We start from the raw sequence: 19,893 nt of genomic DNA, 5'->3' as shown, positions 1-19,893 counted from the left end.
CGTCTACGAAAGCGGGGGCGTACCACTTCCCACATTTGTGGGTTTGACAGGACATCGTTTTCGTCCGCATTTCTGATTGACTTTCGCGCGAATTCAGTTCGCGTTTCTCCGCGATCCGTCCACCCTTGCCTTGTGACTGAATCGCGCGGAACTGTCAGACGTATCCGGTTCCTCGGGTATCATCGAGCCGCATCCGCCGGCGGATTGGGGGAGTACGCGCCGCCGCGCCCGGAGGGGAGCCGCATCGCCAGAAAGGAAAAAAGGACACATGACGGCATTGTCTCGACGGATCGAATTCTGGGTGGTGGTGACCGTGGCCTTCGGCTACTTCATTGCCGGCAGCGTGTGGGCGGCGTGGTTCGCGCACCCCTCGGACGATCTGGCGTTCAGCGATGCCAGCATGATCGGGTTGATCCTGACCGAACTCGTGCTGTTTTCACTGCTGGCGCCGCTGCTGTGGTGGCGCGGCTGGCGGCCGGAAGCGCTGGGGCTGGGATTCACCTGGCGGGATGTGGGCGTGGGATGCGCGCTGTTCCTCGCATGCATCATCGCGGCTTCACTGTTGATGACGGGCCTGGCCCTGATGGCGGACGGAATGGGCCCGTTGTGGACGCGGATGGAAGGCGCACCGTTGTCGGTGGCAGCCATCGTGGCGGTGTCGATTGTCAATCCGATCTTCGAGGAAGTGTTTGTCTGCGGCTATGTGATACGCGCGTTGGAGCGCACCCGAAGCATCGCGTTCCCGGTGAACGCCAGCGTCGCCATCCGCGTGTCCTACCATCTGTACCAGGGCGCCATCGGCGCGTTGGGCGTGGCGGTGGTCGGCCTGATCCTGGGTTGGTGGTTCGCCCGCAAGGGCCGGCTCTGGCCGGTGATCATCGCTCACGGGTTGATGGATCTGGTGGCGTTGCTGGGGTTCGGAATCGGGTGAGGGCTGGATGGATGGGGACCGATGGACCTGCCGGATCTTCTGACGGAACGCTCATGAAACGAGGCTGCGCCGCACTCCTGTTCCTCTTGCTGAGCGCTTGCTCGGCGGGTACGCCGGTCCAGATCATCAACCGGTCGCAGACCCCGCTGCATGACGTCCGGGTTTCCGGTGCCGGCTTCTCAGTACCGGTCGCGCCCGTGCTGGCGCCGGGGGAGATCCGCACGGTCCGGGTGGACCCGCGCGGAGAGTCCGGAATCGCCGTATCCTTCCGGGCAAGGGAGCGCGGGTTTGCCTTGCCGGAGCAGGGATATTTCGAGGGGACCGGCCCGTATAGCGTCAGCGTGGTGGTGCAACCGGACCATTCGGTTTCGGTGAGCACGAAAATCGGTTTCTGAGACCGCTTGGCCGGTTGCTGGAAGACGGTGTGTTTCCGTGGGGATATCGAACCGGACGCGTTTGAAAGGGAGATCACATGCGGCATAACCTGTTTGTCATTCTGCTGGCGCTGGCAAGCCTGACGGCATCCGCCGATGAGCCTGCGTTCAAGCCCCTGACGCCCGCCGAACGATCCGCGGCCTTGCAGTCGGCTTCGACGACCGGCGAGGTGTTGTACCGGCACGACCAGGCGGCCTGGCTCGCGACCGATGCGTTGGTGGCTTTCTGGAAGAACTCGCCGAAATCCCTTGTCGCTGGCTGGATAACGCAGGAAACGGAAGACGGAATTGCCGTTGTTTTCGTGGACCGGACACCCGAAGCGCTTTACCGGGTCACGGTATCCGATGCGGGCGTGGCCGGTCCGGTCAACGCACTGGCCACTCCGGAGCCGTTGAGTGCTTATGAGGCCGGGGCCGCCGCCGCACGCGCAGTGGCGAAGGACGCGAGCTTCGAACGGTGCGGCGAGCGCTATAACACCATTACGCTGCCGGCAACCGACGACACCAGCGGATGGACGGTCTACCTGATTCCTGGCACGACCACGTACGAGGATCTACCGGTCGGCGGCGCCCAGCGGGTGAGCGTGAAGGATGGAAAAATCGTCTCGCAGCGTGGATACAGCCGCAGCTGCATTGTGCTGAAGGATGATCCCAAGGCAGTGGGACTCATGATCACGCATCTGCTGGATCCGGAGCCCACCGAAATCCACGTCTTCTGGAGCCTATGGGCCAAGAAGACGTTCTATGTGATGACGCAGCCTAATGGTGTCATGTGGAAGTTGGACGGCAAGACCATCCACGCGATGGACAAGGACTGAAGGCGTCATGGGCCACATCGGCAGGGGAACCCAGATGATTCTGCTGGTCAGCGGGGTTTTCCTGCTGGGCAGTGGGCTGCATGCGCTGGAGCGCTGCTACCGGGAAGGAGAGTGGGTAATCGTCCTGCGCAACGTGGCCTATGGGGATGGCCTGGCGATGTTCATCATCAGCGCCATGATCGTGATGGGCGCCTGCCTGATCGTAAGCAGCGTGCGCCAGCTCCAGCGGTAAAGGAGACGGGGCGCGGGCCAAATGCATGGATTTTGGAACGCGGTTCGACGTAGTACGGACCCTCATTCCGAGGCAATCAAACGCGGGCACATCAGAAAGGGAGGAGGTGTGGTATGGCGAAGCATGGTGTGAACATCAAGCGGTCCCTGGTGGCGGCACTGGCGGTCGCGGTCATCGGGCCTGCACTGGCGCACAAGCTGGCAACGCAATCGACCGCGGAAGAACGGCGGCTGGCGGGAATCACTTCCGGCACGATGGCGAGCGTGGAGAGGATGCTGGCGCGGCTGTCGGTATCCGCCTTCACCGAGCCGGTCCACGAGGAGATCACCAACCGCATCTATGGCTGCAATGGCGACATCTGCAGCGGAAGCGCGGCGACCGCAGCGCCTGTTCCCGTGCTGGCGGGGATCCGCTGGAATGATGATCCGCCTTTCCGAATGTCGCTCCAGCAGGCACGCGGGATTAGTTGCAAGACGAGGGAGACCATCCGCTTCGAGACCCAGCCGAGTTGCTGGGTAGGTCTGTTCCTGGATGCCAACAAGGGCGCGGCCGCCGGCAAGGTGTACGGTCCGGGCGATGCGATGCTGTATCGCTCCCACTTTGGCGATCTCCAGTACCTGCATGCGATGGCGAGCCGGAACGGCGAACCCGCCGCACAGACCAAGGCGCGGCTGATGGGCTGGTTCGAGTTCACCTGGCGCGCGGCGCGCGGTGAATACGACCTGGAAAAGCGCCTGAAGGAGATCCAGATTCCGACCATCCAGGAAGGCTATGGACGCGGGGAATGGCGCCTGCTGGATCTGTATACGCAGGGTGCCAGCGGGGGGCTGCGCCGCTATGTGGACGACGTGGCATTCGGCTCGCTGCTGCATACGCTGCAGGACAGCTATGCGGAAGGCCATGTGGACCGGGAGGACAGCAGCGGAATCCGGCAGTGCTCGGTGCGGGGACTGTCGGTCGCGGCGCCCGGCAACATTCTGGAGTTCCACGCGTACAACCAGCAGGACCACGGCAAGCATGCGGACGCGGATTCACGTGCCGCCTTCATGCGCGGATATCAGGAAGCGGGAGATGTGGTCGAAGTGGGACGCCTGCTGGTCAAGGCGCGCGACCAGAAGGTGCCCTGGGAGGAGATGGCCCCCTTCTTCGATTGCGTATTTGCCTTGCAGCGTCCTGATGCCCCCGCCGGGCCGGGGGATTTCGTGGCGGAGTCGTGACCGCCGGCAATACCGGCGGACGAGGAAGCGCTCGAACGGATGACTGGCTAACCAGGCGGACGAGACTGCGGGAAAAAAAATGCAGATTGCGTCCGACGCAATCCGCACTCCACTCAATGCCTGCGCGGCCCGTACTCCGCGTCCAGGCACTGCCGCAGCACGTCCAGCGCCTGTTCGATGTCGCCGACGGGCAGGCCGGCGTAGCCGAGGATCAGGCCGGCGCGATCCGGTGGGTCGAGGTAGTAGGGGGCGATGGAGTACAGGCCCAGGCCCATGCGGCGGGCGCGGTCGACGAACTGGCGGCCCTGTTCGCGATCACGCTGGTTGAGCCAGACCGGGATGTGCATGCCGGCCTGCGAGTCCACGAAGCTCAACCGGCCTTCGTTCATCCGGTGCAGGCCGTTCAACAGGGCGTCGCGGCGTTCGCGCAGCGCGATGAGCGAGCGGCGCAGGTGGCGGTCGCAGGCGCCGGAGGTGATGAAGCCGGCCAGCGCGGCCTGATCGATGGCGGAGGCGCCGAAGTCCTCCATCCATTTGGCGGAAATGAAGTCCCGCCTCAAGCCGCGCGGCACCACCAGGTAGCCCAGCCGCAGCGACGGGAACAGGGTCTTGGAAAACGTGCCGACGTAGATCACCCGGCCGTGCTCGTCCTGCGATTTGAGCGAGGGCAGGGAGCGGGCGTCGTAGCGGATTTCGCCATCGTAGTCGTCCTCGATGATCCAGCACTCGTTGCGCGCGGCGTACTCCAGCAGCGCGGCGCGCCGTTCCGGCGGCAGGGTGCCGCCCTGCGGAAACTGGTGGGAGGGCGTGGTGTAGATGACGCGCGGCGCGGTCTTGGGCAGGGCCTCGACGATCAGGCCCTGGTCGTCCACCGGCACCGGCTGCAGCTGTGCGCCGTAGGCCTGCAGGATCACCCGGGCGGCGTAGTACTGCGGCTCCTCGATGGCGACCGGATCGCCGGGATCGAACAGCACGCGCGCGCATAGCGACACCGCCTGCTGGGTGCCGGCGACGATCACCACGTCCTCGGGGCGCGCTTCCACGCCGCGCCGCAGCACGTATTCGCAGATGGCCTGGCGCAGTTCCGGCAGGCCCTGCGCCCACGGATAGCCGGGCGAGGTGTACAGGGCGGCGTGGCCGAGTTCGCGCGACCAGGCGGTGGTCACGGCCGGGTGCGTGTAGGGCGCGCCGTACTGGAACGAGAAGCGCACGCCGGGCACGCGCTTGCCGGGCAGGTTGTCCTGATCGTGGGCCTGGCGCGCGCGCGCGGTGAAGCGGGTCTGGGGCGGCAGCGGCGGTGTTTCCACCGGCGCGGGCGCGGGCCGCGCGGGCAGGGTCACGTAGCTGCCCGAACCCACCCGGCCATCGATGTAGCCTTCGATGCGCAATTGCTCGTAGGCCGCCAGCACGGTGTTGCGCGATACACCCATCTGCTGGGACATGAAGCGGGTCGGCGGCAGCCGGCTGCCCTGGCGCAACTGACCGGTCGCCAGCGCCTGCTTGAGCGCGCGGGTCAGCTGCGCGTGCAGGGGGCCGTTTCCATCGAGTTGCAGTTGCGTGAGCATCCGGTTCCTCCCAATGGCCCTATTAGATCCGGGTGGATTGGCCCTTGATGGAGCCATTCGCATTGTTTCAGATAGGGCCAAATTGGCAATCGGGAGGCCGTGATGGCCAGTCGAAGCGAGGCGTTCCACCCGCTGCCGCCGGTCCCGCCGGCGGTGTTCTGGTCGGTCATGGGCGGCACCGCCGCGGCGATGCTGGATCTGGCGGTGGCGGCGGCCTACTGGGGCGCGCGCGGAGTCGCGCCGGACCGCATCTTCCAGTCGATTGCCGCGTGGCTGCTGGGGCCGGCGGCCTTCACCGGCGGCGAGAGTACGGTCGCGCTCGGCGCGGTGCTGTACGCGGGCGTGCTGTCGGGCGTGATGGGCGCCTACCGGCTGCTGGCGCGGCGCTTGCCGGTGCTGTTGCGCCGTCCGTTCGGCGCGGGCGCGGTGTATGGCGCATCGATGTACGGGCTGATCTTCCTGGTGTTCGTGCCGCACTTCAGCGCGGCCACGCCCGCCGCGCACGCATGGCAGTGGCATGCGATCTGCGTGGCGGCGTACGTGTCGCTGGTCGGTATTCCCGCCGCGCTGCTGGCGCGCATCCAGGCGCATTGAGGGGCCGGGTTCAGGCCCGGCCGTGCGCCAGTCCGGCATCGCCGGGCGCGCCTGGCGCGAGCGCATAGCGTGCGCACAGCACGCCGATCAGCGCGTGCATCGCGATGCTGGCGGCGACCCAGCCAGCGTCCTTGAAGCTCGCCATGCCGGCGGCCGACAGCGGCAGCACGACGAAGTTCATCAACAGATACAGGAAGAGTCCGTAGACCGCGCCCATCGCGAACGGACGCTGCCGCAGCAGCGTCACGCGCGTGGCCATCTGCCGGTAGGCGGCGACAAACAGGAACATGATCGCGAAGTGGGACACCGCGCCGACACCGGCGGTCTGCACCCCGCCGGTGAAACTGGCTTCGCCGTACCAGCCGGCGGCGATGGATTGCAGGATGCGCATTGGCGGCACGCCATGGCTGATCCACCAGAACCCCATCGCGAACACCAGATCGGCCATGCCCGCCACCAGGGCGCCGAGGCCGACGCGCGGCCAGCCCGAGACGCGTGAATCTTCGCGGTGCATCGCAATTCCCCTTGTGATGGATGGTATGGACGGGTCGCTTCTTTCAGGCGGCCCGCGAAGACCGCGACAGGGCGTGCCGGCGGATGCCCGTGGGCGTGGCGCCAAACGTGGTCTTGAATGCACGACAGAACGCGCTCTGGTTTTCATAGCCCAGCCGCAGCGAGATGTCTAGGATGGACAGATCGGTGCCGCGGATGAGTTCCAGCGCGCGCCGGTCCCGCAGGCGCGACGCGTATTCGAAGGGCGTTTCGCCGAATACCCGGCGATGCATGCGCAGCAGGTGGCAGGGCGAGTAGTTGGCCAGCCGGGCAAGCGCGTCCAGATCCAGGCGCTGGCCGGGGTCGCAATGGATGGCATGGCGGACACGCAACAGCCGGGTCATGGTCTGGTGGCGCAGCGGCTGCGTGCGTCCCGCGCAGCGCGCAAGCAGGCCGTGCAGATCCGATTGCCAGTGCGCGATGTTCTCCATCACGACGGAGGCGGCATCCTGCGCCGGTTCACGCGGGCGGTCGCGGGCCGGGGCGGCCAGCGCGATCAATCCGTGGGCCAGCCCGCGCGGCACGCGCGCCTGCCAGGGCAGCAGCGGACCGGCCCCGGTGTATCGATGCGGCATCCATGGCCACGCCTGGCGCGCGCCGGTGACGACCAGCCAGGCCTGCGGCCGGGAACTGCGGCAGCGAAGCACGCCATCGCCCCAGGCCTGGCCGTGGCCCGCGCCGAGGTGCCATTCCAGATCACCGGACTGCAGGCGGAGATCGCCACGCATGGCCCAGCACAGGCTCATCCATTGCGCGGGCACGATGAGTCCGCTGCCCCGTCCCTGGGCCAGCACGACATGCAATCCGTACGCGGTTTCACGATGCAGATCCAGCTGGCCGAACTGGCGCAGCCGGTGCGGGACGAGTTCGAACATGGCGATTCTCTCTCCGTGCCGGCGCATGCGGGGATGCCCGCCGGCAACGGCCACACCCTAGGAGCTGGCGCGTGCTTCACCGAGAGCCAATCGCGCGGCCGGCGAGGAGGCCAATCCCTTTCTCGCGAAGCAAGGGAAAAAAGAAGGCCACGAATCGCGGTCGTGGCCTTCAGGCCGGAGCAGAGAGAGCGGGGTTCCGGCGGCCTGAATACTGCGGCCCTGCATCGACGCGCGTTGTGCCGTCGTCGCGCAAATCGTATGCGCCGGTTGCGCACGTGCGCGAAAGCGGACGGATCCGAACCGGACTCATCCGGCAACGGACGCGGCACAAAACTCAATTTCCGCACATCCCGAAAGTAAACGAATCGTTAGCCTCCTCGCGTCAGGCGTGGGGGAGACCGGCACCTGATTCGCCGCATCACGCGCCCGGCGCGTGGTCGTGATCCTTGATCTGCAGGAGAACCAGAGAGTGCGAACCATGAGCATCAACCGAAACATGCACCGCTTTTACCGGGGACTGAAACGCACCGCCCTGAGCACCGCGCTGGGCGTGTGCTTTGTCGGCGGCGTGCATGCGCAATCGAATACGTCCGGCGCCATCACCGGACGCGCCACCGCCGGTGAAACCGTCACCATCACCAATCCGGCGACCGGCTTCAGTCGCAGCGTGACCGTGGGCAGCGACGGCAGCTACCGCTTCTCGGCCCTGCCGACCGGCCAGTACACGGTGACCACCGCCGGCGGCGCCAGCCGCACGGTCAGCGTCAGTGTGGGCACGGCGACCACCGCCGATCTCGTCGCCAGTGGCGGCGGAAGCGCGACCACGCTGGATGCGGTCACCGTGGTCGGGTCCAGCGCGGTCAATCCGATCGACGTGTCCTCGGTGGAGTCCACCACCATCCTGACCGCCGAACAGATCGCGCGGATTCCGGTGGCGCGCGATGCCACCAGCGTGGCGCTGCTGGCGCCGGGCACGGTGCGCGGCGATGCGGCGTTCGGCAACCTGGCCTCGTTCGGCGGTTCGTCGGTGGCCGAGAACCAGTACTACGTCAACGGCTTCAACATCACCAACACCTTTCGCGGACTGAACTTCACCCAGGTGCCGTTCGAGGCGATTGCCGAACAGCAGGTCAAGACCGGCGGCTACGGTGCCGAGTTCGGTCGTTCGCTTGGCGGTGTGCTCAACCAGATCACCAAGCGCGGCAGCAACGAGTTCCATGCCGGCGCCAACATCTTTTACGAACCCAAGTCGCTGCGCGAGGAAACCGAGAACGTCCACTATTCCAATCCGCTGGTGCCCGGCAGCCTGGGACGGGTGCAGGAAGACAATTCGCGCGACAAGGAATGGCAGGCCACCGCCTCGGTCTGGGCCAGCGGCGCGCTGATCCAGGATCGCCTGTTCGCCTACGGCCTGATCCAGTACGAACGCGAGGAAGCCGATACCTGGAACAGTGTGGTGGCCAGCACCAATACCAGCGCGGTCACCAAGACGCCGAACTGGGTGGTCAAGCTGGACTGGCAGATCACCGACAGCCACCTGCTGGAATTCACCGGCATTTCGGACAAGCGGGAAGTCGAGACCGCAGTGTACGGAAATACCGTGGGCCGGCTGGATCGGCAGGCGCTGATCGGCACCAACTTCCAGGAGGCCGGCGGCGACAACTACATCCTCAAGTACACCGGCTACCTGACCGACAACTTCACCCTGTCGGCGCTGGCCGGCCTGGGCAAGTCCTCGCGCGCCCAGCATCTGCGCACCGCCGACGGACGGGATGTGCGCTACGGCGGCAACCTCGACCAGCCTGCCAGCGGCTGCCCGTTGATCGTGGACGCGCGTCCGCAGTACCGCCGCGATCTGACCAATGGCGGCCTGCCCTACGTCAGCACCTGCAACATCACCGGCGGCGCGATCCAGGGCGCCAACAACGAGGACACCCGCCACCAGTTCCGGGTGGATGCGGAATGGCAGCTGGCGACCCACCGCCTGCAGTTCGGCATCGACATCGACAACTACGAGTCCGTGGCCGGCACGTCGATCGAAGGCGGCCGGACCTGGCGGTATGCGACCAACAACGGCACGGATGGGCAGCCGGAGACGGGCGACGAATACGACGTCGTGCGCGAGCAGATCGTCAACCAGGGCTCGTCCAACGAAATCAAGCAGCGCGCCTTCTACCTCCAGGACAGTTGGAACGTCACGGACACCTTCATCGCCTACCTGGGCCTGCGCTGGGACACCTTCGACAACCGCGACGGTTTCGGCAACAGCTTCGTGAAGGTAAGCAACCAGCTGGGACCGCGCCTGGGCTTCTCCTGGGACGTCAACGGCGATTCCACCCTGAAGATCTTCGGCAACGCCGGCCGCTATGCGCTGCCGCTGACCGCCGACGTCGCCACGCGCGGCGCCTCTGCCTCGGTGTTCACCCGCCAGGAGTTCCGCTTCACCGATGTCGATCCGATCACCGGCGCGCCCGTCGGATTGACGCCGGAAGGCGACCTGACCTACATCAACGGCGAGTTCGGCGAACCGAAGAATCCGCGGACCATCGCGGCCAAGGACCTGGACCCGATGTACCAGGACGAGTTCATCCTCGGCTTCCAGGCGGCACTGACCGAGCACCTGAATCTTGGCGTGCGTGGCATCTACCGCAAGCTGAAGGCGGCCATCGACGACAACTGCGACTACACCGCCATCCTGGAATCGGCCGGTTTCCATCTGGACGAAGAAGATGGCTGGCTCGACGCGCAGGGTCGCGCCGCGGCGCTGCCGGGCGCGGGATTCCCGTATTGCCGCATCTTCAATCCGGGCAAGGACGCGGTGTTCCTGACCGATCTGTACGGCGACGGCAACCTCACCCCCGTGCGGGTGGAAGGCTCGCGTCTATCGCCGGAGGCGAAGCGGTCGTACAGCGCCATCGAGCTGTTCATGGATGGAAGCTGGGACAACTTCTTCTTCCAGGGTTCGTACACCTATGGCCGCAGCCGCGGCAACACCGAAGGCGGGGTGAAGTCCGACATCGGCCAGGCGAACACCAACACCACCCAGGACTTCGACTACATCGAGCTGACCACGGATACCTACGGTTACCTGCCCAACGACCGCCGCCACAGCCTGAAGCTGTTCGGCAACTACGAGTTCAACGAGGAATGGTCGATCGGCGCCAATCTGGTGGTGCAATCCGGACGGCCGCTCAACTGCTTCGGCGTGTACGCGCCGTGGCCGAGCAGGACCGGCTTCCATCCCTACGGTTCGTCGTTCATGCGTTGCGGCACCACCGAGGCCGGCCAGGCGCTGGGACCGGACGGCAACCCGGCCAATCCGGTGCAGGCGTTTCCGCGCGGCACCAAGGGACGCCTGCCGTGGACGCGCCAGCTGGACCTCAATCTGCGCTACGCGCCGGCATGGGCGAAGGGATTGCAGTTCAAGGTGGACGTGTTCAACGTGTTCAACGAGCAGAAGGTCACCTCGGTCAGCGAGAGCGCCGAGGACGGATCCACCGGCATCCCGGTGGACACCTATCTGTTGCCGCTCTCGTTCCAGACTCCGCGCTCGGTGCGCTTCATGGTGCAGTACGACTTCTGATCAGGCGAAGATCAGGGCATGGCCGTCTTCGGACGGCCGTGCTTCTCAGGACGCCGCGGGCGTGTCGAGAATCTGCCCCTGCGCATCCACCACGAAGCGGGCGCGATGGCCTGCGTGATAGAAGCTGACCCGCCAGGTGCCCTCGTCCTCGCCGGTGCCGCGCTCGCACAGCACGGTGATCTTTTCGGCGTCCATCAATTGGCGGAACACCGCCACGTCCAGGCCCAGTTCGCGCGCCACCGCCGTGGCGTCCACTTCGATGGGCGTGTTGTTGCGGGTGGGCTGGAAAGACAGGGGCAGGGTGGTCATGGTCGGCTCCGGGCGAGACGCATTGTCGCCCGGAGACGAGGTGGCGGGTCTTGACCTGCATCAAGGCCGGCGGCTAGCCGGGCTTGTGGTGCGATGGCGGGAGTCCGCGCGCATGCGATTCATCGCTTCCCTCGCGTTGCACGCCCACGCCATGCGTGTAGACCAGGCTGCCGCCCAGCCATCCGGTCACGCACAGGGCCAGGAAACCGATCATGCTCAGGGCCAGTGCGAGCGTGTCGGGCGGGTGCAGGGTCTTGCCGTGCACACGCAGCATCAGACTGGCGGTGTAACTGCTCCAGGCTATCAGCGCCATCAGCAGATGGCGGTTGGCCACGCGCAGGGCGGGGCTGTCGTTGGGAATCTTCATCAGTTCGACGAATCCGGCCGCCATCGTGGCGAGCGCGCTGATCGCGCCGACCAGCAGCAGGCCGCCGGCGAACTGCCAGGCCGGCTCGCCCCACCACCGGCCGCCGACATCGGCGAGCGTGGCCAATGTCCAACAGGCGATGGGGAAGTGCACCAGCGCGGGATGCAGCGGATGTTTCATACCGCCAGCACGGCACTCAACAGGGTGAGGAAACCAGCGACGGCGACGCCGGCGTGCACGAACACCACCGCCTTGGGTGCAACCCGGCCGCGCAGGTGGAGCGAGGCCAGGAAAAAGCCGCCGAGCGCGGCGAGGATGAGGATGGCCAGGGCGGCGGTGACCCGTGCGGAGGCGTCGCCCTGGACCACGGTGAGAATCAGCAGGATCAATCCGCTGGCGCCGAGCAGGGCGTGCAGGATGGAGATCGCCCATGGGGCGAGATGCCCGCGCAGCACGCGGCTGGCCAGGAACAGGCCGCCCATGGCGGCGATGGCGAAGACGATCAAGGCGGTGATCAACATGGTGTTCTCCCTTCAGATGGCGGGCGGGCTATCGGGCAGGTGGGAGCGGGAAGGTTCGGCCGGTGACGGATCCAGCCGCCTCAGCACTTCGTCGGTCATGCGTTCGCAGCGGGAACCGAGGAAGGGAAAGGCATCGGTGAGGGTTGTCGCCAGGGTGTCGCGCAGGGCCACCCGCAGTTGCCGGCGGGCGCGATGCAACCGGGTCTTCACGGTTTCCTCGCGCAGGTCGAGCGCGGCGGCGGTTTCCTCGACCGTGCACTCCTCGATTTCGCGCAGGACGAACACGATGCGGAATGGTTCGGGCAGCCCGTCGATGGCGCGCTCGACCAGGACGCGGATCTGCGCGCGGGTGGCGGCCGCGGCGGGATCCTCGTGGCCAAAGCGGGAAGGGAACGCCACCACCCGCTCGTCGTGCTGCGCGGCCTCGATCTGTTCCACGCCCACCGTCGCGCGGCGCTGGCGCAGGCGTCCATAGGCGGCGTTGAGCACGATGCGGGTCAGCCAGGTGAGCAGCGAAGCCTCGCCACGGAAACCCTCAATCTTCTCGTACGCGTGCACATAGGCCTCCTGGACTACGTCCTCGGCTTCGGCGTCGTCGTTGACCACGCCGCGCGCGACCCGGAACAGGCGCTGGTTGCAGCGCCGCATGACCTGGCGGAACGCGTCGCGGTCGCCACGCTGGACCAGGGCGACCAGGGCGGCATCGTCCAGGGCGGCATAGTCCACGGCCAGTGGCGTATGAACAGGGCTCATGCGATCTCCTCTCTTACCCATCGGATGCGGCAGGGGCGGCGAGGTTCCCGCGGCACGGGCGCCAGGAAGCCAGCGGCATTCTGCGCCTAGGGACCGGATGGGAGTGTGGAGGGAGGTCGGGTCGCGGAGAGGCGTTCCGCCCACCGAAAGAGCCGGTACGGCAGCGGCGTCGCTGCAGTACATCTTCCGCCGGCACCTGACCCGGGGCTGCGACGGAAATCCCCCGTGCCAAGGCATACTGCGCGCCATCGCACTCCCTGCTCGAGAGGCCTCGTGAACGCACGTCTCCGCCGGTTCGCTTTCGCGCTGTTCGCGTTGTCGTTGCCTCTGGCTGCCGCCGAACCTTCGGCTCCGGTCGAGCTGCGCCTGTGGCGGCTGGATTGCGGGCAGCTGTGGACCTACAACCTGGACGAGATGTCCGATACCCGCGCCTACGTGGGACAGAGCAAGCTGTTCGTCGGCAGCTGCTACCTGATCCGCCACGGCAACGACTACCTGCTGTGGGATACCGGCTTGTCGCGCGAGTATCTGGGCAAGCCGTTGACGCAGGGCAAGGAGGATTCCACCGCGCTGGCAAGAACCGTGGTGGACCAGCTGGCGCAGATTGAGGTGAAGCCGGCGCAGATAACGAAGGTGGGCATCAGCCACTACCACTTCGATCACATCGGCCAGGCGGCGGAGTTTCCGCAGGCTACGCTGCTGATCGGCGCGGGCGACTACGCGGTATTGGGCACGCCGGGCCATGAGGAGCGGACCAGGCGGTTCGCGCCGTGGCTGGGCAAGGACGCGAAGGTGGAGAAGGTGCGCGGGGATCTGGATGTGTTCGGCGACGGCAGCGTGGTGATGCTGGATCTGCCCGGACACACGCCGGGCCACCACGGCCTGCTGGTGAACCTGCCCAGGCGTGGCCCGGTGCTGCTGTCCGGCGATGTGGTGCATTTGCACGAGAACCTCGATACCCGTGGCGTGCCATCGTTCAATACCGATCGCGCGCAGTCGCTGGCTTCGATGGATCGCTTCGCCAGTCTTGCGAGGAACCTCAAGGCGACGCTGATCATCCAGCACGAGGAAGCGGATGTGGGGAAGTTGCCGATGTTCCCGGAGGCGGCGGAGTAGGGGCGTGACTCTGTGCTTCCGTAGAAGAGCTGCCTGGAAACCGCTCCTTGTAGCTTGATTTGACCCCCCAGTGCCTAGCGGCATAATGCGTTGAGGAAACGGGGAGAGGCAGGATGGCCGAATCGACCGGGAACTTTTCGCTGGCAGCAATGGAACGACGTCTGGCGGCAGTTCCCGACGGACCCGCTGCGGTTCTCAACACCCCTCGTTGGGTGTTGTGGCTGAATGTGCTGGGTAGCGTCGGCGTTATTGTCGGGCTGACCCCCTCGGTGCTGGTACAGTTCATCCGTCCGCAGATGTGGATGGTGTATCTGGCGCAGGCGGGAACCTGCACGGCGATTGCCGGTTGGGCGCCCTTCATCCTGCGTTCGTTGTGGGTGGTCCTTCGAAGCGTCAGGAACTGGAAGAGCGAGCAAGCCGCGCAACTGGACTACGATGTCGATCACTTTCGTGAACTGACGGACTGGCTGGTTACTTTTCCCAAGAGCCAGCTGGTTGAGCATCGACGCATGACATCTCTGTGGCGGCAGCAACTGGATACGAAATTGGGGCTGCTTTCCGGAGGCTTCTCCCGACTGGGTTTTCTGCCGGTTGCTGCGGCGCTGTTCCTGTTGCTGATGAACCAGAAAAGCCTTCTCGCCATTCCTGGATGGCTGGCCATGTTGGGGGCGTTTGTCGTACTGCTGTATTTGATTTCCACTGCTGGCGCACTGATGAAAATCCGTGTGGATCTTTACGACACACTGCTGACCAACGCCATCGAGAGGAAAGGAGGGAGGCATGACTGATTCCTGGGGAACCGTGCTGCTTCTGGCAATGGTTGCACTGGCCATCTGGGCTGCCATCCGAAGACGTGCGCAGGCCAAGCGCTTGCTGGAAGAGTCGTTTTCCGCACTGGAGTTTGATACTCCTGAAGGCCGCGTCAGTGGAGAACGCGTGACAGTGGTCAGCAAGCGGCAGAAGTACATGAGTGCCATGTGGGAGGGGCGCCAGGTCGGCGCGCAGCCGTCGGATGCTTTCTGGTACTGCGTCGGACCAGGCCCCTCCTATTTTCTGGTGGTTCCGTCGCTGACCAATCGATGGGGTGGTTTGGATCTGAAATGGATCGTCAGGCCGCTGACCGAGGAGCGCATGCGTGCTGCGCTGCAAGGCGATCGTGCGGGTATGCAGCGCGCATTCGGAGCGTCTTGACGAACTTCCATTCTTCCAAGGTTTGATGAAAATGGCAGACAAGATTACGGCGGCATGTGTTTTCTTCGTAACCATCCTGCTCGCCATCACCCCCGCGCACGCCGCCGACAAGTCCCTCGAAGGCGCCTGGGAACTCCAGGGCGGCGAGTACGTCACCGCGGACGGGCAGACGAAGAGCTATGCGGAGATGAAGTTCAACGGGCAGAAGGTGCTGGCCGATGGCCGGTTTTCCTTCACCATGCAGTCCGGTGACAAGTTCTGGGCGGGTGGGGCTGGCCGGTACGCGGCTGAAGAGGGCCAGTACACCGAAACGCTGATGCAGCGCTCCTTTCCTGCGGAGGACAGTGGCGTGTACTCGTTCCGCTATCGAGTGGAAGGCGACGTCTGGCGATTGGAGCGGTGGAAGGACGGAAAGCGGGTCGAATTCGAGGAATGGAAGAAGGTCCGGCCCTGAGGGGAGGCGGCGTTTCGCCGCCTCCATGAGGTTGCATCACCTGTCGCCGCCCGGTTCGGCCGGAGCTTGTTTGCGCGTTCCCGCCATGCTCGCGAACACGCCGTCGCGCCGCACCCAGGCGTGATACAGCGCGGCCGACAGGTGCAGCAGGACGGTGGCGAACAGCAGGCGGGCGCCCCAGCCGTGCGCATCGCGCAGCCAGGCATAGACGGCGGGATCCGGCGCCAGCAACGGCGGCAACTGCACGCCGCCGAACAGCACGATCGGATAGTGGCCCGCCGACAGCATGGCCCAACCGACCAGCGGCATCGCCAGCATCAGCGCGTACAGCAGCCAGTGCGAGGCGAGTGCGGCCATGGCCTGCCAGCGCGGCAGATCCGCCGGCAGCGGCGGCGGGCGGTGACGCAGGCGGTGGATCAATCGCCAGATCGCCAGCAGCAGGATCGCCGCGCCGAGCGGACGGTGCAGGGCGATCAGCCAGGGCCGCTGCGAAACCGAGGCGACCATCGCCACGCCGATGAACAGCATCGCCAGGATCATCAGCGCCATGGTCCAGTGCAGGAGGCGCGCGACGCGGTCGAAGGAAGCGGGGCGGTTCATCGGGTACCTCCCTTGCCGGCGGCTTCGGGCGCATGACCACGGCCGATTTCGCGTTCGCGGCGATTGAACGATTGCGAATACACCGCCGAACGCGCGGCCAGGATCGGATCGTCCGAGCCGCGGATGCCGGTCGGCAGGATCAGCGGGTCGTAGTTGATGTCGCGGCAGGCGCCGGTGGCCTGCGGCTGGGCGGCGGTCAGCGAAAGGGTGCCGGCGACGACCTGCCGCCGGTTTTCGGGCCAGGGCTGCGAGGGATCGTTCACCGGGTCGCCGGGTTCGGCGAGCGTCAGCACGAGATCCCATTGCAGCGGTCCTTGCGCGAGTCGTCGGGAGAGGTCCTCGGCGAGGAAATCGGCATCGGCCTGCTTGCGCTGTTCCGGACTCAATGGCGCGAACGGAAGATGCGGGCGCATCGACCAGCGCACCGCGTGTTCACTGCCGTCTTCGGCGATGAAGCGGAAAGCATTGACGCCGTTGTACTGGGTGTTGCCCCAGCTGTTCGACCATGGCGCCGACTTGGCCCAGGCCTGGAACCTGCGTGCTTCCGGGTAGCGTTCGGCGAAGGCGGCCATGCGCGCGGGATCCGGTTTGCCGGTGGCCGGGTCCGGCCGCGAGGCAAGCGTCTGCGCGTGAAAGCCTTCCGGCGTGGCGACCACGAAGAACGGGAAGCTGTTCATCGCGGTACGCCATTGCTGGCCGTCGTCGGTGCGCAGCAGCAGCGCCATGCTGCGCACGCGCGCCTGCGCGTCGGCGCCGTGCGGGTCGCCGCCGCCGATCGACATGCGGCCCAGCACCGGCGTATCCGCCTGGCGGAACACCCGCGCCGACGACAGCGCGGCGGCCTGGCCGGAACTGCGGAACACACCGGTCACGCACACACCTTTGGCGTGGGCGCGGCGGAAGCCGGGATGCGACGGGCCGCCGGCTTCGATGGCGTTGGTCATCGCGGACGCGGTCAGGCGGGAGGCGCCGCCCAGCCAGCCGGCGGTCCAGGCGAACGCGGCGGCCAACGCCGCGGCGATCGCGCCGATGGCCAGCAGCGGCCACCAACGACGGGCATTGGCCCGGGGAGGCGGCGGGGAAGGACTTTGCACGGCGGGCTCCTGGTGACGGGACTGGGGATCAGACGCCGCTGGCGGCGGATTTATTCCCGAATCTTTTTCCGGAGACGGATGGAATAATCCGGGCCTCGGGTGCGTCTTACCCCACGACCCGTTCCGAAACGATGACGATGGATGCTTCCGACGACCCGCGCCTGAGCGCGCTCCTGCCCCGGCTGCGGCGCTTCGCGCGCTCGCTGGCCGGCGATGGCGCGGACGACATCGTGCAGGCGGCGCTGGAACGGGCGTTGCGGCGCTGGGATTCGCGCCGGGACGAGGAGGCGTTGCAGGCATGGCTGTTCGCGATCGTCTACCGCCAGTTCGTCACCGAGCATCGGCGCGCGCGGCGCTGGCAGCGGGCGCTGGAGCTGTTTGGCGCCGAGCCGGTCGAGATGGCGCCTTCGCCCGAACGCATCCACGAGGGACGGTCGGTGCTGGCCGCGTTCGCGCGCCTGCCACCGGATCACCGTGCACTGTTGCTGCTGGTCAGCGTGGAAGGTTTCAGCTATCGCGAGGCGGCGGACATGCTCGGCCTGCCAGTGGGCACGGTGATGTCGCGGCTGTCACGCGCGCGCGAAAGGTTGCGCACGCTGACCGATGAAGACGCGCCGGCGGCGCGCACCCTGAGGGTACTCAAATGAATCGATGGTCTCCCAGCGAAGAGGAACTGCACGCCTATATCGATGGGCGGCTGGCGCCGGAACGGCACGAGGCGGTGCGGCAATGGCTGCGCGAGCATCCCGGGCAGGAGGCCAGAATCGATGCGTGGAAGCGCGACGCCGAGACGCTGCGCGCAGGTTGGGCGCGCGATCTGGAGGCATCGGTTCCACCGGCGCTCCAGCCGCATCGGTTGCGTGCCGGTCTGCGCCGCCGGCGACGCGCGCGGCTGGGCATGGCCGCCAGTTGCCTGCTGGCGTTGGGCGTGGGTGGCATGGCGGGCTGGCAGTGGCGCGATGCGCGGTTGGCCAGCGAACAGTTGCCGATGGCCGATGCGGTGGCGGCGTATCGCCTGTTTGCCGGCGATGGCGATGCGATGACGGGCGAGATCGCACCGGATGCATTGCAGGGATGGCTGCGCACGCATTTTGGCCCGGCCGGCGAGGTGCCGGATTTGCGTACGCAGGGCTTCCGCCTGCGTGCAGGCCGGCTGCTGTCCACGTCGGAAGGCGCCGCGGCGATGCTGGTCTACGAAGATGGGGACGGTGCGCGCATCGGCCTGTACCTGCGTCCACGCACACCGCGCAACGTCACCGGCGAGCGCCGCGACGGCCGCCTGCTGGCGCAGTACTGGGCCGAAGGCGAAACCGCGTTCGCGCTCGTGGGTCCGGCCACGCAGTTGCGGATGCGCGAGATTGCGCCGTTGTTGCGGGGTGGGTGAAGTTTGGGTTGGGGGCCTGCGTCAAAGGCAAATCCCCCTCAATCCCCCTTTTTTAAAGGGGGAGGAAAAAAGCTGCATCGTAGTGGAGGGCACTGGCTCTTCAGCCCCCTTCGGAGAAGGGGGCGGGCAGCCGCGAAGCGGGTGACGGGGGATTTGCTTTTTGCGCCAAGAGCGAATCCCCCTCGGTCCCCCTTTTTCAAAGGGGGAGGTAAAAAAACTGCATCGTTGTGGAGGGCACTGGCTCTTCAGCCCCCTTCGGAGAAGGGGGCGGGCGCCCGCGAAGCGGGTGACGGGGGATTTGCTTTTTGCGCCAAGAGCAAATCCCCCTCAATCCCCCTTTTTAAAAAAGGGGGAAAAAAAAGCCGCGTGGTCGTGGATGCCGCATGCTCTTCATCCCCCCGCAGAAGTGGGTAGGCACCTCGAAGTGCGTACTTGTGCGGTGGCAGGCGGGTTCCCAAGAATGCCGCTCCCCACTCGGTGCGGCGAGCCGCACAAGGATGCTTCCATGGCCCACGTGCTCCACGTCAGTGTCTCGCCCGGCGGCGAGGATTCCCGTTCGCTCGCCCTTGCCGACGCCTTCCTCGATGCCTGGCGGCAGGCGCATCCCGCGGACACGCACGAGACGGCGGATGTCTGGAACCTCGAACTCCCCGAGTTCGACGCGTCGATGATCGCCGCCAAGTTCGCGGTGCTGCGCGCGCAGAACGCGACCGCCGGCCAGCAGGCGCAGTGGGACCGCGCGGTGCGCGTCTCGCAGCAGTTCAATCGCGCCGACGTGTACGTGTTCAGCCTGCCGATGTGGAATTACGGCCTGCCCTACCGGCTCAAGCACTACATCGACATCGTGACCCTGCCGGGGCAGAACTGGCGCTGGTCGCGCGACGAAGGCTACCAGCCGCTGCTCTCCGGCAAGCGCGCCTTCCTGATGTACTCCAGCGCCGGTGATTTCTCGGAAGGCGCCACGCCCCAGTACCAGGACTTCCAGAAGCCCTACATGCGCCAGTGGCTGCGCTTTCTCGGCATCGAAGTGGCCGGCGAAGTGGCGCTGGCGCCCACGTTGACGGATCCGGATAGCCTGACGCGGATACGCGAGGACGCCACCGCGCGGGCAAGGGCGCTTGCCGCCCGGTCATGAACCGGGCGCAAGCGGGCGTTAGGCCACAGGTTATTCCTCTTCTTCCTCCGCCGGCTCGCGGTCGCGGCGGGGATCGGGTTGCGGTGCGGGATCTTCGCGCCCGGCCAGCGGGCGGGACAGTGGGTTCGTTTTCATGGAAGGCTCCGTAATACGCGGCGCGCTGCCGCG

At 66.3% G+C, this 19,893-nt stretch carries 23 protein-coding genes; 14 read left to right on the top strand and 9 right to left on the bottom strand.

Translation table 11 applies throughout. The annotated features are described in order from the left end of the window. Positions 1 to 268: 268 nt before the first annotated feature. The 5 genes from IQ458_RS17335 to IQ458_RS17315 all read left to right on the top strand — a co-directional run bounded on the left by IQ458_RS17335 (position 269) and on the right by IQ458_RS17315 (position 3,632). Positions 269 to 931 carry a CPBP family intramembrane glutamic endopeptidase gene (locus tag IQ458_RS17335; protein WP_203323598.1) on the top strand — a complete coding sequence of 221 codons (663 nt, stop codon included), beginning with the start codon at positions 269 to 271 and terminating at the stop codon, positions 929 to 931. A 53-nt stretch (positions 932 to 984) separates the two neighbouring features. Next, positions 985 to 1,326: a hypothetical protein gene (locus tag IQ458_RS17330; protein ID WP_203323597.1), complete on the top strand. Its 342-nt coding sequence runs from the start codon at positions 985 to 987 to the stop codon at positions 1,324 to 1,326. Between the two features lie 77 nt (positions 1,327 to 1,403). Beyond that, complete coding sequence (locus tag IQ458_RS17325; protein ID WP_203323596.1) at positions 1,404 to 2,183, top strand: hypothetical protein; 780 nt, start codon at positions 1,404 to 1,406, stop codon at positions 2,181 to 2,183. A gap of 34 nt (positions 2,184 to 2,217) precedes the next feature. Further along, positions 2,218 to 2,415, top strand: coding sequence for a hypothetical protein (locus IQ458_RS17320; RefSeq protein WP_203323595.1), 198 nt, complete (start codon positions 2,218 to 2,220; stop codon positions 2,413 to 2,415). 113 nt (positions 2,416 to 2,528) lie between these two features. After that, on the top strand, positions 2,529 to 3,632 hold the full coding sequence (locus IQ458_RS17315; protein ID WP_203323594.1) for a hypothetical protein: 1,104 nt from the start codon (positions 2,529 to 2,531) through the stop codon (positions 3,630 to 3,632). Between the two features lie 113 nt (positions 3,633 to 3,745). On the opposite strand, the gene pdxR is transcribed toward IQ458_RS17315, so the two are convergent. Beyond that, positions 3,746 to 5,197, bottom strand: coding sequence for a MocR-like pyridoxine biosynthesis transcription factor PdxR (gene pdxR, locus IQ458_RS17310; RefSeq protein WP_203323593.1), 1,452 nt, complete (start codon positions 5,195 to 5,197; stop codon positions 3,746 to 3,748). Positions 5,198 to 5,299: 102 nt separating this feature from the next. Here pdxR and IQ458_RS17305 point away from each other — a divergent pair, with 102 nt between their 5' ends. After that, positions 5,300 to 5,791: a hypothetical protein gene (locus IQ458_RS17305; RefSeq protein ID WP_203323592.1), complete on the top strand. Its 492-nt coding sequence runs from the start codon at positions 5,300 to 5,302 to the stop codon at positions 5,789 to 5,791. Positions 5,792 to 5,801: 10 nt separating this feature from the next. Here IQ458_RS17305 and IQ458_RS17300 read toward each other — a convergent pair whose 3' ends face one another. Together IQ458_RS17300 and IQ458_RS17295 are read right to left on the bottom strand one after the other, a co-directional pair. Next, positions 5,802 to 6,305, bottom strand: coding sequence for a hypothetical protein (locus IQ458_RS17300; protein ID WP_203323591.1), 504 nt, complete (start codon positions 6,303 to 6,305; stop codon positions 5,802 to 5,804). Positions 6,306 to 6,348: 43 nt separating this feature from the next. Further along, entirely contained in the window at positions 6,349 to 7,218 is an 870-nt protein-coding gene (locus IQ458_RS17295) for a helix-turn-helix transcriptional regulator (protein WP_203323590.1), read from the bottom strand. A 478-nt stretch (positions 7,219 to 7,696) separates the two neighbouring features. On the opposite strand from IQ458_RS17295, the gene IQ458_RS17290 reads away from it, so the two are divergent. After that, a complete protein-coding gene (locus IQ458_RS17290; RefSeq protein WP_203323589.1) occupies positions 7,697 to 10,801 on the top strand; it encodes a TonB-dependent receptor in 3,105 nt (1,034 codons plus the stop codon). Positions 10,802 to 10,846: 45 nt separating this feature from the next. Here IQ458_RS17290 and IQ458_RS17285 read toward each other — a convergent pair whose 3' ends face one another. The 4 genes from IQ458_RS17285 to IQ458_RS17270 all read right to left on the bottom strand — a co-directional run bounded on the left by IQ458_RS17285 (position 10,847) and on the right by IQ458_RS17270 (position 12,751). Next, on the bottom strand, positions 10,847 to 11,110 hold the full coding sequence (locus IQ458_RS17285) for a DUF6522 family protein (RefSeq protein ID WP_203323588.1): 264 nt from the start codon (positions 11,108 to 11,110) through the stop codon (positions 10,847 to 10,849). 73 nt (positions 11,111 to 11,183) lie between these two features. Continuing rightward, the gene (locus IQ458_RS17280) at positions 11,184 to 11,657 is read right to left on the bottom strand and encodes a DUF2231 domain-containing protein (RefSeq protein ID WP_203323587.1); all 474 of its coding nucleotides are present in this window, start codon (positions 11,655 to 11,657) and stop codon (positions 11,184 to 11,186) included. Beyond that, positions 11,654 to 11,998, bottom strand: coding sequence for a hypothetical protein (locus IQ458_RS17275; protein WP_192199205.1), 345 nt, complete (start codon positions 11,996 to 11,998; stop codon positions 11,654 to 11,656). The genes IQ458_RS17280 and IQ458_RS17275 overlap by 4 nt, the downstream gene beginning before the upstream one ends. 12 nt (positions 11,999 to 12,010) lie before the next feature. Next, positions 12,011 to 12,751 (bottom strand): RNA polymerase sigma factor, encoded by a 741-nt coding sequence (locus IQ458_RS17270; protein WP_203323586.1) that lies wholly within the window; start codon positions 12,749 to 12,751, stop codon positions 12,011 to 12,013. Positions 12,752 to 13,024: 273 nt separating this feature from the next. Between IQ458_RS17270 and IQ458_RS17265 the strand changes: the two genes are divergently transcribed. The 4 genes from IQ458_RS17265 to IQ458_RS17250 all read left to right on the top strand — a co-directional run bounded on the left by IQ458_RS17265 (position 13,025) and on the right by IQ458_RS17250 (position 15,512). After that, positions 13,025 to 13,867: an N-acyl homoserine lactonase family protein gene (locus IQ458_RS17265; protein WP_203323585.1), complete on the top strand. Its 843-nt coding sequence runs from the start codon at positions 13,025 to 13,027 to the stop codon at positions 13,865 to 13,867. 113 nt (positions 13,868 to 13,980) lie between these two features. Further along, a complete protein-coding gene (locus IQ458_RS17260) occupies positions 13,981 to 14,655 on the top strand; it encodes a hypothetical protein (RefSeq protein WP_203323584.1) in 675 nt (224 codons plus the stop codon). Next, positions 14,648 to 15,058: a hypothetical protein gene (locus tag IQ458_RS17255; RefSeq protein WP_203323583.1), complete on the top strand. Its 411-nt coding sequence runs from the start codon at positions 14,648 to 14,650 to the stop codon at positions 15,056 to 15,058. Before IQ458_RS17260 ends, IQ458_RS17255 begins: the two co-directional genes overlap by 8 nt. Then, complete coding sequence (locus IQ458_RS17250) at positions 15,003 to 15,512, top strand: hypothetical protein (protein WP_203323582.1); 510 nt, start codon at positions 15,003 to 15,005, stop codon at positions 15,510 to 15,512. Before IQ458_RS17255 ends, IQ458_RS17250 begins: the two co-directional genes overlap by 56 nt. A 36-nt stretch (positions 15,513 to 15,548) precedes the next feature. Here the strand turns inward: IQ458_RS17250 and IQ458_RS17245 are convergent, their stop codons facing one another. Continuing rightward, positions 15,549 to 16,112, bottom strand: coding sequence for a cytochrome b (locus tag IQ458_RS17245; protein ID WP_203323581.1), 564 nt, complete (start codon positions 16,110 to 16,112; stop codon positions 15,549 to 15,551). After that, the gene (locus IQ458_RS17240) at positions 16,109 to 17,206 is read right to left on the bottom strand and encodes a catalase family peroxidase (RefSeq protein WP_203323580.1); all 1,098 of its coding nucleotides are present in this window, start codon (positions 17,204 to 17,206) and stop codon (positions 16,109 to 16,111) included. The genes IQ458_RS17245 and IQ458_RS17240 overlap by 4 nt, the downstream gene beginning before the upstream one ends. Before the next feature lie 137 nt (positions 17,207 to 17,343). On the opposite strand from IQ458_RS17240, the gene IQ458_RS17235 reads away from it, so the two are divergent. The 3 genes from IQ458_RS17235 (at position 17,344) to IQ458_RS17225 (ending at position 19,725) form a co-directional block, all read left to right on the top strand. Further along, entirely contained in the window at positions 17,344 to 17,853 is a 510-nt protein-coding gene (locus tag IQ458_RS17235; protein WP_183645060.1) for an RNA polymerase sigma factor, read from the top strand. Further along, entirely contained in the window at positions 17,850 to 18,590 is a 741-nt protein-coding gene (locus IQ458_RS17230; RefSeq protein ID WP_203323579.1) for an anti-sigma factor family protein, read from the top strand. Before IQ458_RS17235 ends, IQ458_RS17230 begins: the two co-directional genes overlap by 4 nt. A gap of 505 nt (positions 18,591 to 19,095) precedes the next feature. Beyond that, a complete protein-coding gene (locus tag IQ458_RS17225) occupies positions 19,096 to 19,725 on the top strand; it encodes an FMN-dependent NADH-azoreductase (RefSeq protein ID WP_203323578.1) in 630 nt (209 codons plus the stop codon). The last annotated feature ends 168 nt before the right edge of the window (positions 19,726 to 19,893 follow it).

The sequence above is a fragment of the Pseudoxanthomonas beigongshangi genome (genome assembly GCF_016820515.1).
GTDB lineage: Bacteria > Pseudomonadota > Gammaproteobacteria > Xanthomonadales > Xanthomonadaceae > Pseudoxanthomonas_A > Pseudoxanthomonas_A beigongshangi.
Note: the sequence above shows the minus strand (reverse complement) of the source record. Positions and strands in the feature narration are given on the sequence as shown.

What these genes read in the sequence shown, in the direction of transcription:
- IQ458_RS17335 (WP_203323598.1), top strand. Translation starts at nt 269, where the DNA reads ATGACGGCATTGTCTCGACGGATCGAATTCTGGGTGGTGGTGACCGTG.
- IQ458_RS17330 (WP_203323597.1), top strand. Translation starts at nt 985, where the DNA reads ATGAAACGAGGCTGCGCCGCACTCCTGTTCCTCTTGCTGAGCGCTTGC.
- IQ458_RS17325 (WP_203323596.1), top strand. Translation starts at nt 1,404, where the DNA reads ATGCGGCATAACCTGTTTGTCATTCTGCTGGCGCTGGCAAGCCTGACG.
- IQ458_RS17320 (WP_203323595.1), top strand. Translation starts at nt 2,218, where the DNA reads ATGATTCTGCTGGTCAGCGGGGTTTTCCTGCTGGGCAGTGGGCTGCAT.
- IQ458_RS17315 (WP_203323594.1), top strand. Translation starts at nt 2,529, where the DNA reads ATGGCGAAGCATGGTGTGAACATCAAGCGGTCCCTGGTGGCGGCACTG.
- pdxR (WP_203323593.1), bottom strand. Translation starts at nt 5,197, where the DNA reads ATGCTCACGCAACTGCAACTCGATGGAAACGGCCCCCTGCACGCGCAG.
- IQ458_RS17305 (WP_203323592.1), top strand. Translation starts at nt 5,300, where the DNA reads ATGGCCAGTCGAAGCGAGGCGTTCCACCCGCTGCCGCCGGTCCCGCCG.
- IQ458_RS17300 (WP_203323591.1), bottom strand. Translation starts at nt 6,305, where the DNA reads ATGCACCGCGAAGATTCACGCGTCTCGGGCTGGCCGCGCGTCGGCCTC.
- IQ458_RS17295 (WP_203323590.1), bottom strand. Translation starts at nt 7,218, where the DNA reads ATGTTCGAACTCGTCCCGCACCGGCTGCGCCAGTTCGGCCAGCTGGAT.
- IQ458_RS17290 (WP_203323589.1), top strand. Translation starts at nt 7,697, where the DNA reads ATGAGCATCAACCGAAACATGCACCGCTTTTACCGGGGACTGAAACGC.
- IQ458_RS17285 (WP_203323588.1), bottom strand. Translation starts at nt 11,110, where the DNA reads ATGACCACCCTGCCCCTGTCTTTCCAGCCCACCCGCAACAACACGCCC.
- IQ458_RS17280 (WP_203323587.1), bottom strand. Translation starts at nt 11,657, where the DNA reads ATGAAACATCCGCTGCATCCCGCGCTGGTGCACTTCCCCATCGCCTGT.
- IQ458_RS17275 (WP_192199205.1), bottom strand. Translation starts at nt 11,998, where the DNA reads ATGTTGATCACCGCCTTGATCGTCTTCGCCATCGCCGCCATGGGCGGC.
- IQ458_RS17270 (WP_203323586.1), bottom strand. Translation starts at nt 12,751, where the DNA reads ATGAGCCCTGTTCATACGCCACTGGCCGTGGACTATGCCGCCCTGGAC.
- IQ458_RS17260 (WP_203323584.1), top strand. Translation starts at nt 13,981, where the DNA reads ATGGCCGAATCGACCGGGAACTTTTCGCTGGCAGCAATGGAACGACGT.
- IQ458_RS17255 (WP_203323583.1), top strand. Translation starts at nt 14,648, where the DNA reads ATGACTGATTCCTGGGGAACCGTGCTGCTTCTGGCAATGGTTGCACTG.
- IQ458_RS17245 (WP_203323581.1), bottom strand. Translation starts at nt 16,112, where the DNA reads ATGAACCGCCCCGCTTCCTTCGACCGCGTCGCGCGCCTCCTGCACTGG.
- IQ458_RS17235 (WP_183645060.1), top strand. Translation starts at nt 17,344, where the DNA reads ATGGATGCTTCCGACGACCCGCGCCTGAGCGCGCTCCTGCCCCGGCTG.
- IQ458_RS17230 (WP_203323579.1), top strand. Translation starts at nt 17,850, where the DNA reads ATGAATCGATGGTCTCCCAGCGAAGAGGAACTGCACGCCTATATCGAT.
- IQ458_RS17225 (WP_203323578.1), top strand. Translation starts at nt 19,096, where the DNA reads ATGGCCCACGTGCTCCACGTCAGTGTCTCGCCCGGCGGCGAGGATTCC.